The 12,378-nt window shown below is 67.6% G+C and carries 14 protein-coding genes and 2 tRNA genes; 5 read left to right on the top strand and 11 right to left on the bottom strand.

The features are described from left to right. Positions 1 to 88: 88 nt before the first annotated feature. Positions 89 to 164, bottom strand: a tRNA-Gly gene (locus tag IM760_RS11540). A 23-nt stretch (positions 165 to 187) separates the two neighbouring features. After that, positions 188 to 263: transfer RNA gene (locus IM760_RS11535), tRNA-Glu, on the bottom strand. 190 nt (positions 264 to 453) lie between these two features. Between IM760_RS11535 and IM760_RS11530 the strand changes: the two genes are divergently transcribed. Continuing rightward, positions 454 to 1,107: a glutathione S-transferase family protein gene (locus IM760_RS11530; protein ID WP_204429413.1), complete on the top strand. Its 654-nt coding sequence runs from the start codon at positions 454 to 456 to the stop codon at positions 1,105 to 1,107. A gap of 6 nt (positions 1,108 to 1,113) precedes the next feature. Here IM760_RS11530 and IM760_RS11525 read toward each other — a convergent pair whose 3' ends face one another. From IM760_RS11525 to ccmA, 8 genes are all read right to left on the bottom strand, one after another. Then, positions 1,114 to 1,623, bottom strand: coding sequence for a GDYXXLXY domain-containing protein (locus tag IM760_RS11525; RefSeq protein ID WP_204429411.1), 510 nt, complete (start codon positions 1,621 to 1,623; stop codon positions 1,114 to 1,116). Next, a complete protein-coding gene (locus tag IM760_RS11520) occupies positions 1,620 to 2,846 on the bottom strand; it encodes a DUF2157 domain-containing protein (protein WP_204429409.1) in 1,227 nt (408 codons plus the stop codon). Before IM760_RS11520 ends, IM760_RS11525 begins: the two co-directional genes overlap by 4 nt. Before the next feature lie 23 nt (positions 2,847 to 2,869). After that, positions 2,870 to 4,363, bottom strand: coding sequence for a RimK family protein (locus IM760_RS11515; protein WP_204429407.1), 1,494 nt, complete (start codon positions 4,361 to 4,363; stop codon positions 2,870 to 2,872). Between the two features lie 111 nt (positions 4,364 to 4,474). Further along, positions 4,475 to 4,999 carry a cytochrome c maturation protein CcmE gene (ccmE, locus tag IM760_RS11510; protein ID WP_204429405.1) on the bottom strand — a complete coding sequence of 175 codons (525 nt, stop codon included), beginning with the start codon at positions 4,997 to 4,999 and terminating at the stop codon, positions 4,475 to 4,477. Beyond that, the gene (ccmD, locus tag IM760_RS11505) at positions 4,983 to 5,198 is read right to left on the bottom strand and encodes a heme exporter protein CcmD (RefSeq protein ID WP_204429403.1); all 216 of its coding nucleotides are present in this window, start codon (positions 5,196 to 5,198) and stop codon (positions 4,983 to 4,985) included. The genes ccmE and ccmD overlap by 17 nt, the downstream gene beginning before the upstream one ends. Before the next feature lie 13 nt (positions 5,199 to 5,211). Then, positions 5,212 to 5,961, bottom strand: coding sequence for a heme ABC transporter permease CcmC (gene ccmC / locus IM760_RS11500; protein ID WP_204429396.1), 750 nt, complete (start codon positions 5,959 to 5,961; stop codon positions 5,212 to 5,214). A 102-nt stretch (positions 5,962 to 6,063) separates the two neighbouring features. Next, the gene (ccmB, locus tag IM760_RS11495) at positions 6,064 to 6,735 is read right to left on the bottom strand and encodes a heme exporter protein CcmB (protein WP_204429394.1); all 672 of its coding nucleotides are present in this window, start codon (positions 6,733 to 6,735) and stop codon (positions 6,064 to 6,066) included. Next, the gene (gene ccmA, locus IM760_RS11490; protein ID WP_338021395.1) at positions 6,732 to 7,334 is read right to left on the bottom strand and encodes a cytochrome c biogenesis heme-transporting ATPase CcmA; all 603 of its coding nucleotides are present in this window, start codon (positions 7,332 to 7,334) and stop codon (positions 6,732 to 6,734) included. Before ccmA ends, ccmB begins: the two co-directional genes overlap by 4 nt. 285 nt (positions 7,335 to 7,619) lie before the next feature. Here ccmA and IM760_RS11485 point away from each other — a divergent pair, with 285 nt between their 5' ends. The 3 genes from IM760_RS11485 to IM760_RS11475 are packed head-to-tail and all read left to right on the top strand — an operon-like array spanning position 7,620 to position 8,925. After that, positions 7,620 to 8,204: a lipocalin family protein gene (locus IM760_RS11485; protein WP_204429392.1), complete on the top strand. Its 585-nt coding sequence runs from the start codon at positions 7,620 to 7,622 to the stop codon at positions 8,202 to 8,204. A gap of 24 nt (positions 8,205 to 8,228) precedes the next feature. After that, positions 8,229 to 8,711 (top strand): CYTH domain-containing protein, encoded by a 483-nt coding sequence (locus IM760_RS11480; RefSeq protein WP_204429390.1) that lies wholly within the window; start codon positions 8,229 to 8,231, stop codon positions 8,709 to 8,711. 34 nt (positions 8,712 to 8,745) lie between these two features. Continuing rightward, positions 8,746 to 8,925 (top strand): hypothetical protein, encoded by a 180-nt coding sequence (locus IM760_RS11475; protein ID WP_204429388.1) that lies wholly within the window; start codon positions 8,746 to 8,748, stop codon positions 8,923 to 8,925. A gap of 9 nt (positions 8,926 to 8,934) precedes the next feature. Here IM760_RS11475 and IM760_RS11470 read toward each other — a convergent pair whose 3' ends face one another. Next, entirely contained in the window at positions 8,935 to 9,852 is a 918-nt protein-coding gene (locus IM760_RS11470) for a LysR family transcriptional regulator (RefSeq protein WP_204429531.1), read from the bottom strand. A 110-nt stretch (positions 9,853 to 9,962) separates the two neighbouring features. On the opposite strand from IM760_RS11470, the gene metE reads away from it, so the two are divergent. After that, positions 9,963 to 12,248: a 5-methyltetrahydropteroyltriglutamate--homocysteine S-methyltransferase gene (metE, locus tag IM760_RS11465; protein ID WP_204429380.1), complete on the top strand. Its 2,286-nt coding sequence runs from the start codon at positions 9,963 to 9,965 to the stop codon at positions 12,246 to 12,248. Positions 12,249 to 12,378 lie beyond the last annotated feature (130 nt).

Genomic DNA, 12,378 nt, shown 5'->3' with positions numbered 1-12,378 from the left:
ACAGACTTTCCCCGCGGGGGGTTCAGAGGGTGAAACGGAAGGAAAAAAGCACAAAAAAAGGGAGTCCGGATGGACTCCCTTTTCGAATTGGAGCGGGAAACGAGATTCGAACTCGCGACCCCAACCTTGGCAAGGTTGTGCTCTACCAGCTGAGCTATTCCCGCTTGGCGCTTGTGAACGGGCTGAGTGGCGTCCCCTAGGGGAGTCGAACCCCTGTTACCGCCGTGAAAGGGCGGTGTCCTGGGCCACTAGACGAAGGGGACCCGTGCTCTCAAGCGGCGCGTAGAATAGGAATCGGGGCCCCCATCGTCAAGAGGAAATTCGTCCCCGGCGCGCGTCCGCGCAATCTTTCGCCAATCCCGCCGTACCCCATCCGATCCGGTCATTGACCCACCCGGGCCGGTGCTATATCCCTGAGGCTCCCTGTTGCACCCTTTGCAGAGAGAGCAGCCCATGACCATGAAACTCTACGGCGCCATTCTGTCGCCCTATGTCCGCAAAACCCGCATGGTGCTGGCCCTGAAGGGCCTGGACTACGAATCGGTGATGGTGGACCCGAACAACAAACCGGAAGGCTACGAAAAGATCAGCCCGCTGGGCCGCATTCCCGCCCTGGAAGTGGACGGCCGCTTTCTGGCGGACTCCGCCGTGATCTGCGCCTATCTGGAGCGCATCCAGCCGGAGCCGGCCCTGTACCCGGACGATGCCTACGAGTACGCCCGCGCCCTCTGGTTCGAAAAATTCGCCGATTACGAAATGGGCCCCCAGTGCACCTTCATGGTGTTCCGCAACCGGGTGGTCAAGCGGCTGATCGGCCAGGCCTGCAACGAGCAGGAATGCCAGAAGGCCCTGGACACCACCATCCCGCCCCTGCTCGACTACCTGGAAAAGGAACTGGACGGCAAGGAATACCTGGTCGGTGACCGGCTGACCATCGCCGACATCGCGGTGGCCAGCCAGCTGGTCAACTTCGCCCATGGCGGCGAGCGCCCGGACGCCGCCCGGCACCCGAATCTGGCCGCGCACACCGACCGCATCCACGACCTGGAACCGTTCAAGCAAACCATCGAGAAGGAAAGTGGCTTTCTGAAGAAAGTGCTGGGCTGAGCGCCCTCAGGGCGCTTCCACCGCCACCAGCGCGGCGCGGCCGTCCGCCGCCACCTTGAGGCGCGCCACGCCGCCGTCGCGCAGCCGGGTTTCCAGCCGCAGGGCCTCGTCCCGCGGCGCGAACCAGGCCTCGATGCCATAGCGCACCACCATTTCACCGCCGGCCACCCGCAGGATGGTGCCGTGCAGAAACGGTGGCCGCGCCGGCGGCCGCAGTTGCGCCCGGCCCGCCCGCCACAGGTCCCCGTCCCGCTCCAGCGGCACATAGACGTCGTCGCCGCCCCGTGGCAGCTCCATATCCGGAATCGGCAACCGGCTGAAGCCGTAGTCGAGCCGCACATACTGCCCGCGGAACAGGTCCCGGGGGTCCACCGGCAGGGTGGCCACGCGCACCTCGCGCCCCACCCACAGCGGGTACTGGCTGTAGACGAACAGGCCGCCGAGCACCGCCAGCTGCGCCAGCACCGCCAGAATCAGACCGCCTTTCACCAACGACCGATTCAACCCGCGCTTCATGGTCGTGCCTCCCGCCGGCGCCAGTAAAACGCCGCCAGCAACAACAGGCAGGCCATGCCGGCGAACAGGGCGGCGGCACCCAGGTAACCGCCGATCAGGTCCAGATAACGCAGCAGGGCCACCAGCAGAATCGCGCCCAGACCGGTAAAGAACAGCCCGGCCTCACCGTCCCGCAGGCCACGGCGCAGCCACCACAGGGCCAGCACCAGCACCAGCAGATTCACCGCCACCGCCCACAGCCAGGCCTGGTCCGGCAGGCCGCCGGTGTGCACCCCCACCAGCGCCACGGCGGTGACCGTGGCCAGCAGCGGCCGCCCCATCAAGGCGGCCACCACCAGCACCGCCAGGCCCGCCCACAGGCCCGGGTCCATCCAGGTCCAGGCCAGCGCCAGATAACGGCGCCACACGTCCACGAAGGTGAACGGCATCAGCATGGCCAGCGTCAGCCGGGGCACCCACACCGACAGCCCGTGCCCGGCGGCGCCGAACCAGCCCGGCCGACCCGCCAGCGCCAGGGCCAGCACCAGCAGCGCCAGATTGAAGCTGAGCAGCCCTTCGGCGGCCTCCGGGCCAAAGTCGGTGGCATACACCCAGGTGAGCATCAGGTTGAGCCACAGGGCGGTGGTGGCCAGGCTGGCCAGGGTCAGCACCGCGCTGTCGCGGTAGCGGGCCACCAGGAAGGCGGCGGGCAGGAACAGGGGCATCCACAGCGGCCAGCCGTAACGGTGGTGGGCGACCATCCAGAAGCCGGCCACCACCAGCATCAGCAGCGCCAACAGCCGGCCCCGGGTGAGCAGCGCCGGCGCCAGCAGACCCAATGCCCACAGTAGGAGGCCACCGGCGTAGTGCTCGCCCAGGTGGTACATCTGGCCGATCAGCATGATCGAGGCCCCGTAGGCGAAGCCGCCCAGCAACAGCCAGAAGGCGCCGGCCCCCTGGCGCAGGTAGCGCGCCACGCCCACGCCATTGAGCGTGGCGGTAAGCAACATCAGACCGGCGAGACGCAGCTCCCGGGGCAGGCTCTGCCAATTGGCCGACACCACCAGCAACAGGGCCAGACCCAGAAACAGCCCGGCCAGGGCCACCACCAGCCCCCGGGCGGAGGGCGCCGGGTCATCCAGGCCGGCCCCGTAACGGGCCAGCAACCGTTCGGCGGTGGCCCGGTCGATGTCACCGTCGGCGAACCAGGCGCGGATCGCCCGACGGAGCAGAAAGCGTCGCATCACATCCCTCGATGACGGCCGGATCAGAACAGCGGCAGGCCCAGCCGTTTGGCTTCCAGCCGGCGCAGAAACTCGAGCATGATCTGCCGGTACAGATCCTCGCCCAGCCACAGGTCCTCGACGCCGGCGTCCACGTTCGGGTTGTCGTTGACCTCGATCACCACCACCTCGTCGCCGGACTGCTTCAGGTCCACGCCGTACAGGCCGTTGCCCATCATGCGCGCCGCCTTCAGGGCGGTGCGCAGCACCTTGGGCGGCACGTCACGGACCGCCAGGCTGCGGAAGCCGCCGGAGGTGGTCTTGCCGCCGGCCTTGTGGTGATAGATCTGCCAGTGGCCCTTGCTCATGAAATACTGGCAGGCGAACAGCGGGCGGTGATTGAGCACGCCGATGCGCCAGTCGTAGTCGGTGTACATGAACGCCTGGGCCAGCACCACCGACGATTGCTTGAGATGCTCGCCCAGCGCCTGCCGCAGACCGTCCCGGTCGGCCACCTTGCTGATGCCCCGGGAGAAACTGCCGTCCGGAATTTTCAGCACCATGGGCAGGCCCAGCTCCTCGATCAGCCGGTCCACCTGGGCGTCCGAATCGTCGAACACGAAGGCGGTGGGCGGCACCGGCACCTTGTTGGCCTGCATCAGTTCGGCCAGATAGATCTTGTTGGTGCAGCGCAGGATCGAGCCGGGGTCGTCGATCACCACCATGCCTTCCTGTTCCGCCTTGCGGGCGAACTGATAGGTGTGATGGTCGATGCCGGTGGTCTCGCGGATAAACAGGCCGTCGTATTCGCCCAGCCGGGCGTAGTCGTCGCGGCCAATGGGGTCCACCTTGATGCCCAGTTCACGGCCGGCCTTGATAAAGCGCTTCAGCGCGGTGCGGTTGCTGGGCGGCAGGGCCTCCTGCTCATCCACCAGCATGGCCAGCTCATAGCGGTCGCCACGGCGGCGGCGCGGATTGCGCCAGACCCGGGCGTTGAACTGCTCCAGGGCGCGGGCGAACAGGTCTTCTTCGCTGTTCTTGAGCTGCTTGAGGCTGACGGTGCGGATCGACTCCAGGGTCCATTCGTCGTCGCGGCGCCGGAACGCCACGCGCAGGATCGGGCACGGCAGCTGATCGAAGATCTGCCGGCCCAGCTCCGCCAGCCCTTCCTGCTCGGTGTGCCCGAAGTACAGGGTCAGGGTCAGGCGGGTGGCGTCGTCGCCCTGCTTCTTCATGGCCCGGTCCAGGGCCTGCTCGAAGCTGCCGAAATGCAGGCCGTACAGGGCCTTGCGGCTGAGATCGTTGACCGTGCGCACCGACGGCATCACCCGCTGACCGCGGGCTTCCGCCAGCAGCGAGCAGTAGTAGCCCGGCGACAGATACTTGTAGGCCCGGCAAAGGTTGATCACCTGCACCTTTTTGTCGGTGCACACCGGCGAGGCCGCCTGCAGATAGTCGCGGGCGGACAGCAAATGGCGGGTGGGGTAGTAAGCGGCCCAGTCGGCCGGATCGTCGACGAGAATGATGACCTGACTCATGGGGCCCCGAACGGTCAAGAGTGGATGGTTATCGGCGCACTGTATGTCAGCCCCGCCACGGCGGACAATCTTTTTCGCGCCGGGCCGCCGGGGCCCGGCGGCCAGCCGCCGTCAGTCCGCCGGGCGGTCGCTGGAATAGCTCTCGGAGTAACCCCGGGAATAACCTTCGGAATCATCGGAGCCGGACCCGGCCTTGCCGGCGCCGCCGGGGTGACCGGCCTTCTCCAGGGCATCCTGCACCTCCGGCGGCATGTAGGTTTCATCGTGCTTGGCCAGCACTTCCTCGGCTTCGAAGCGGTCGCGGCTGATCAGGGTGCCGTTGGCGACGATGCCCTGCCCTTCCCGGAACAGGTCCGGCAGGATGCCCCGGTAATGGATGTCGAAGGTGCCCTTGCCGTCGGTGACCGCGAAGGTCACGTCCAGGGTCTCCGGATTGCGGCGTACCGAGCCGTCCACCACCAGGCCGCCCACGCGCATCTTGGTGTCCACCGGTGCTTCCCCGGAGACCACCTGCTGGGGCGTATAGAACAGGTTGATGTTCTGGCGCAGGGCGTACACCGCCAGGCCCACGGCCACGGCCAGGCCGGCCAGAATCGCCAGCACCAGGATCAGACGTTGTTTACGAACCGGATTCATCAGAGCTCCCAGAAACGGTGGTCCCATCGCGGGCCTCGCGCCGCGCGCGCCGGGCCAGTTCGGCGCGCACCCGTCCCTGTTGGCGCCAGGCCAGCAACATATTGCCGATGATCAGAAGCGCGCTGATGCCGTAGGCGCTCCAGACGAAGAAGCCGTGGTCGCCCATGGCCAGAAAGTCGGCGAAGCTGTCGAAGTACATGCGGTCGAACTCCTCAGGGCCGGTTCACGAGTTTGCGCACCCAGCCGGCGCGCCGTTCGCGATTGAGCACCTCGGTGCGCGCACGCATCAGCACGTTGGCAGCGTACAGCAGCCACAGCCCCAGCATGCTGATCAGCAGCGGCCACTTCATGGCGTCGTCGATGGACGACTCACCGATCACCTTGAGGGTGGAGCCCTGGTGCAGGGTCTGCAGCCACTCCACCGAATACTTGACGATCACCACGTTGATCACCCCCACCATGGCCAGCAGGGAAGCCGCCCGGGCCGCCTGGCGGGGGTCGCGGATGGCGCTTTGCAGGGCGATGATGCCCAGATACAGAAACAGCAGGATCAGCATGGAGGTCATGCGCGCGTCCCACTGCCAGTAGGTGCCCCAGGTGGGCTTGCCCCACAGCGCGCCGGTGACCAGGGACACCGCCGCCAGCACCGCGCCGAACGGCGCCAGGGCCTTGAGCATCACCTCGGCCATTTTCATGCGCCAGACCAGCGCCACCAACCCGGCCACGCCCATGGCGATGTAGCCCATCAGGGCGCCGCTGGAGGCCGGTACGTGGATATAGATGATGCGGTAGCTGTCGCCCTGGTAACGCTCCACCGGCGCCCAGGCCAGGCCCCAGGCCAGGCCCACCGCCAGCACCACCAGCGAAATCGGCAACAGCCACGGCAGCACCGCGCTGCTGAAGCGGTAGAAATAGACCGGCGAGCCCAGTTGGTGGTACCAGCGTTTAATTGTTTTCCACATAACCGACCATCACTTCGTTCGATACAGGATTCAGGATGCAGGATACAGGGGCGCGTGTTCTTTCATCCTGTCACCTGCATCCTGTATCGCGCCCGCAGGGCGCTAATCCCCGGCGCTGATGCGCAGGCCCAGGGCCACCGCCAGCGGCCCGAGACTCAGCGCCAGCGCCAGAATCGCGCCCAGCACCGCCAGCAGACCGTCCGTGGGCAGGCCGTCCTGGGCGGTGCGCACCACGCCGGCGCCGAACACCAGCACCGGGATGTACAGCGGCAGCACCAGCACCGCCAGCAGAATACCGCCGCGATTGAGCCCCACCGTGAGCGCGGCGCCAATGGCGCCCACCACCGTGAGCGTGGGGGTGCCCAGCAGCACGCTCACCATCAGCGTGCCCAGCACCGCCACCGGCAGCTGCATCATGTAGCCCAGCAGCGGCGCCATCAGAGCCAGCGGCAGGCCGGTGAGCAGCCAGTGGGCCAGCAGTTTGGCGGACACCGGCACCACCGATAGCACGGGGGCCGTGAGCATCTGGTCCAGGGCGCCGCTTTCCTGGTCGCGGCGGAACAGGCCGTCCAGGGACAGCATCACCGCCAGCAGCGCCGCCACCCAGACCGCGCCGGGGGCCACCAGAGCCAGCAATTCCGGTTTCGGCGACAGCCCCAGCGGGAACAGACTGACCACCACCACGAAGAAGAACAGCGGCTGCGCCATGTCCGCCGGCGCCCGCCAGATCAGGGTCAGCTCGCGGCGCAGCGCCGCCCACCAGACGCCGCTCACGGCGTCCCTCCGGCATCACCCAGATGCAGCCGGCGCACGTCGTCGCCCACCCGGTGGTGGGAGGTGTACAGCACCAGGGTGCCGGCGGCGGCGGCCTGCCGCAGGCGCGCGTCCAGGCGCGCCACGCCGTCCTGGTCGATGGCGGTGAAGGGTTCGTCCAGCACCCACACCGGCTTGGGCGCCAGCCACAGCCGGGCCAGGGCGATGCGCCGCTTCTGCCCGGCGGACAGACGGCCGGCGGGCACGTCCTCGAAGCCGTACAGGCCCACCGCGTCCAGGGCCGCGTCCGGATCGCCGGCCTGGCCGCTCAGCGCCTGGCTGTATCGGAGGTTTTCCCGGGCGGAGAGTTCCTCGCGAACGCCCGGCTGGTGGCCCAGATAAAGCAGGGAGGGCGCCAGCGGCTCACGCCAGCGCACCTCCCCCTCGAAGAAGCCGTGCAGGCCCACCAGAATGCGCAGCAGCGTGGTCTTGCCGGCGCCGTTGGCCCCGGTGATCTGCCAGATCTCGCCGTCGCCGGCGGAAAACGCCAGCTCCCGGAACAGCATCCGGTCGTCGCGCTCGCAGCTCAAACGGCGCACTGTGAGACGTGGCCCAGTGATAATCCCAACCTCCGGCAATCGGCGCGGCACCGGATTCACCCGGAGCTCTCAATTCGCGCGGCCCTTCAATTCGCGCGGCATTGTAGCACGGCGAAAACGGTGGGGGACGACCGTACCGAACACCGGCCCGGCGGGCCGGGACCGGACGGCGGCGGTGCAATGGGGCCGGGGCCTGTTCACACTCCTTGCATCGGTGGATTCATAGACGCAACAGGCGCGATGCAAGTAGTGTGAACAGGCCCTAGACTGTGGGCCCCCTTTTTCTCAACGTCGCAAGGAAACGACATGCCCTTTCGGACTCTCAAGCTCGCCGCCCTGCCCCTGCTGGCCGTCACCGCCCTGACCGGCTGCGCCAGCGGCGTGGGCGAACCGCCCCTGACCACCGTGGAACGGGTCGATCTGGAGCGCTACAGCGGCACCTGGTACGAGATCGCCCGTCTGCCACAATGGTTCCAGCGCGGCTGCTACAACTCCACCGCCACCTACACGGTGGAATCGCCGCACCGCATCGGCGTGATCAACCGCTGCCAGCGCGAGGACGGCCCCAGCGAAGCCACCGGCAGCGCCCGCGCCATCGAGGGCAGCGGCGACGCCAAATTGAAAGTGCGCTTCGACAACTGGTTCTCCAACCTGCTGCCGTGGCTGGCCGAGGGCAACTACTGGGTGCTGGCCCTGGACGACGATTACCAGACCGTGGTGGTGGGCGGCCCCAGCCGCGACTACCTGTGGATTCTGGCCCGCCAGCCGAGGCTGCCGGAAGACCAGTATCAGGCCCTGGTGGACGTGGCCCGCGAAAAAGGCTTCCCGGTGGACGAGCTGAAACGCAACCGCGATCTGGTGCCCGATGCCCCGGCACCCGCGCAAGGCTGATCGAAGGCACCGGGAGGGAACCTGATGGGCGTGGAAATCGAGCGCAAATTCCGCGTCACCGACACTGGCTTTCTCGAAGGCCGGCAGGGTGAGCGGCTGATCCAGGGCTATCTGAGCCACGACCGGCGGGCCACCGTGCGGGTACGCATCGAGGATCAGCGGGCCTGGCTCACCCTCAAGGGGGAGACCCGGGGCGCCCGCCGCTGTGAGTTCGAGTACCCGATTCCGGTGGACGACGCCCGGGCCATTCTGGCGGAGATGTGCGCCGAGGGCGTGATCGACAAGACCCGCTACCGGCTGCCGGCCGGGTCGGCGATGGACGGCGCGGGCCTGGAATGGGAGGTGGACGTCTTTCACGGTGACAACCAGGGCCTGGTCGTGGCGGAGATCGAGCTGCGCCACGAGGACCAGAGCGTGCCGCGCCCGGACTGGCTGGGCGAGGAGGTCACCGACGATCCGCGCTTCTACAACAGCGCGCTCAGCCGCACGCCCTTTTGCCGGTGGTGATACCGGGCGTTGGTCAGGGTGGGCATGGGTAAGCATGGCCGCGGCTAATACCCAGTACGTGCTGTGGCGACAGGACGACCACGGCAATGTGTTCGTGGTGAGCCGTTTTCACTCCCGGCAGCAGGCCGACCGGGAGTGTCAGCGTTACCAGCGGCGCGGCCACAAGCAGCATTACTGGGTGGCGCCGCTGCAACCCCGCCAGCCGCCGTCCTGAGCGGCGGCGTCAGTCCGCCCGGCGGATCCCGGACAGGTTCTGGAAGCAGAGGTCCCGGGCGGTGTCCATGAACTCCTGGACGTACGGTACCGATTCGTCACCGTCGCGCACCGCCGCGTAAAGCGTCCGCCAGACCCCCGCCTCGCCCAGCCGCACCGCCTCCACCAGCTTCAGATCCAGATACTCGGTCAGCGCCCAGTTGGGCAAGGCGGCCACCCCGCGGCCGGCGGCCACCAGCTGCACCATCATCGGCGTCAGCTCGGCGGTGCGCACCGAGGCCGGCGCCACGCCGGCGGGATCGAGAAAGGCGGTGAACACGTCCAGCCGTTCATGCTCCACCGGATAGGTGATCAGCCTCTGGTCGCTCAGCGCCGACGCCGCCACGAAGCGCTGCCGGGCCAGCGCCGAACCCCGCGCCACCGCCAGCACCAGCTCGTAACGGAACAGCGGCAGGTAGCGCACCGCCTCGTTGTCCACCGGGTCGGAGGTGATCACCATATCCAGATCCCCGCGCACCAGCGCGCTCTGCGGCGTGAAACTGAACGCCGCGGACAGATCCAGCTCCACCTCCGGCCAGGCCTCCCGGAACCGGTCCAGCGCCGGCATCAACCACTGAAAGCAGGAATGGCACTCGATGGCGATGTGCAGCCGGCCGCTGCGCCCGGCCGCCAGACGGCGCAGCTCGGTTTCCGTGCGCTTCACCCGCGGCAGGATGTCCCGGGCCAGCGCCAGCAGGCGGGCGCCGGCGGGGGTGAAGCGGATCGGCCGGGTGCGGCGCACGATCAACGACACCGCCAGCCGGTGCTCCAGATCCTTGAGCTGGTGGGACAGGGCCGACTGGGTCACGTGCAGCCGCTCCGCCGCCTCCACCAGACTGCCCGCCTCGTCGATGGCGAGCAGGGTGTTGAGATGGCGCAGCTCCAGCAACATGAGACGTCCTCATAGTCATGATTAGATATTTGATTTTGTCTCAAGTCACCCCCTCGCCACAATAGCCCTCTTTGCATTGAACGCCACGGCGACGGAAAGGACACACCATGACCACCTTGCACACTCTCGGCTTCCCCCGCATCGGCGCCCGCCGGGAATTGAAACAGGCGCAGGAGGCCTACTGGGCCGGCACCCTGCAGCAAAGCGAACTGGAACACGTGGGCCGCAGCCTGCGAGAACGGCACTGGGCCCTGCAGGCGGAGGCCGGCGTGTCGCTGGTGCCGGTGGGCGACTTCGCCTGGTACGACCAGATTCTGGAGTTCTCCTGCCTGCTGGGCGTGGTACCGGGCCGCTTCGGCCAGGCCGATGACCGGCCGGTGGACCTGGACACCCTGTTCCGCATGGCCCGGGGCCGGGCGCCCACCGGCCAACCGGCGGCGGCCTGCGAAATGACCAAGTGGTTCGATACCAACTACCACTACATCGTGCCGGAACTGAGCGCGGACCAGCGCTTCCGCATCGCCCGGGACACCCTGTTCGAGCAGATCGACGAGGCCCGCGCCCTGGGCCACGACGCCAAACCGGTGATCCCCGGCCCGCTCACCTACCTGTGGCTGTCCAAGGGCGAGGCGTTCGAGGCCAACGGCGACACCGGCAAGCTGGACCTGCTGGACCGCCTGATTCCGGTCTACAAGCGGATTCTGCAACGCTTCGCGGACCAGGGCGTCACCTGGGTGCAGATCGACGAACCGATTCTCTGCCTGGATCTGCCGGACGCCTGGCAGCGCGCCTACCTGCGCGTCTACGACCAGCTCACCGGCGCCGCCGCCGTGAAGCTGCTGCTCGCCACCTACTTCGAAAGCCTGGGCGACAACCTGTTCACCGCCCTGGCCCTGCCGGTGGCCGGCCTGCACCTGGACCGGGTGCGTGGCCAGGACGACCTGGCCCGGATCCTGCCGCGCCTGGGCGACAAGATCCTTTCCCTGGGGGTGATCGACGGCCGCAATATCTGGCGCGCCGACCTGGATGCCCTGCTGGACACCCTCAAGCCGCTCAAGGAACAGCTCGGCGACTCACTGTGGCTGGCGCCGTCCTGCTCGCTGCTGCACACACCGGTGGACCTGGACCAGGAAGACAAGCTCGACGCCGAATTGAAAAGCTGGCTGAGCTTCGCCAAACAGAAACTCGGCGAGCTGAAGCTGCTCGGCGACGCCCTGGACGGCCACGCCGACGACGCCGCCCTGGCCGCCCAGCGTCAGGCACTGGCCGCCCGCGCCGCCTCCCCGCGCATCCATAACACCGCCGTGGGCGAGCGCCTGGCCGCCGCCGGCGAGGTGTCCCGCGACCGTCTGAGCCCGTTCGCCGAGCGCATCGGCAAACAGCAGGCGGCGCTCAAGCTGCCCGCCTTCCCCACCACCACCATCGGCTCCTTCCCGCAGACCCCGGAGATCCGCGCCGCCCGCCGCGACTGGAAAGCCGGCAAACTGGACGAGGCCGGCTACCTGGACCAGATGAAGCAGGAAATCACCCGCGCCATCCGCTACCAGGAACAGGTCGACCTGGACGTGCTGGTGCACGGCGAAGCGGAACGCAACGACATGGTGGAATACTTCGGTGAACTGCTGGAGGGCTTTGCCTTTACCCGCTTCGGCTGGGTGCAAAGCTACGGCTCACGCTGCGTGAAGCCGCCGGTGATCTTCGGTGACGTGAGCCGCCCCCACGCCATGACCGTGGACTGGGCCCGCTTCGCCCAATCGCTCACCGACAAGCCGGTGAAGGGCATGCTCACCGGCCCGGTGACGATTCTGCAGTGGTCCTTCGTGCGCGACGACCAGCCCCGTGAAACCACCTGCCGGCAAATCGCCCTGGCCCTGCGTGACGAGGTCCAGGACCTGGAAGCCGCCGGCATCGGCGTCATCCAGATCGACGAACCGGCGTTCCGCGAAGGCCTGCCCCTGCGACAAAGCGACTGGCGCGCCTATCTGGACTGGGCGGTGGACTGCTTCCGCCTGGCCACCGTGGGCGTCGCCGACGAAACCCAGATCCACACCCACATGTGCTATTCGGAGTTCAACGACATCATCGAGGCGATCGCCGCCATGGACGCGGACGTGATCACCATCGAGACCTCACGCTCCAACATGGAACTGCTGGAAGCCTTCGAAACCTTCCAGTACCCCAATGACATCGGCCCCGGGGTCTACGACATCCACTCCCCCAACCAACCGGACGTGGACTGGATGGTACGACTGATGGAAAAAGCCGCCCACCGCCTGCCCAGGGAACGGCTCTGGGTGAACCCGGACTGCGGCCTCAAGACCCGCAAATGGGAGGAAACCGAAGGCGCCCTGGCCAACATGGTGCAAGCCGCCAAACGCCTCCGCGCCGGCTGACTTTCCTAACCCCCCAACGCGCGGAGCCCCGCTCCGAGTGGCTCCGCCTGGAGGCCCTTCCGGGACCCTTGAGAACAGGACGTTCGAAAGGGAGCACCCAGCGACGGGTTCACAGCGTTCCCGGAAGGGC

Origin of the sequence: Alloalcanivorax marinus (genome assembly GCF_016906305.1) — a bacterium.
Classification (GTDB): domain Bacteria; phylum Pseudomonadota; class Gammaproteobacteria; order Pseudomonadales; family Alcanivoracaceae; genus Alloalcanivorax; species Alloalcanivorax marinus.
This window is presented reverse-complemented; position numbering and strand designations above follow the sequence as displayed.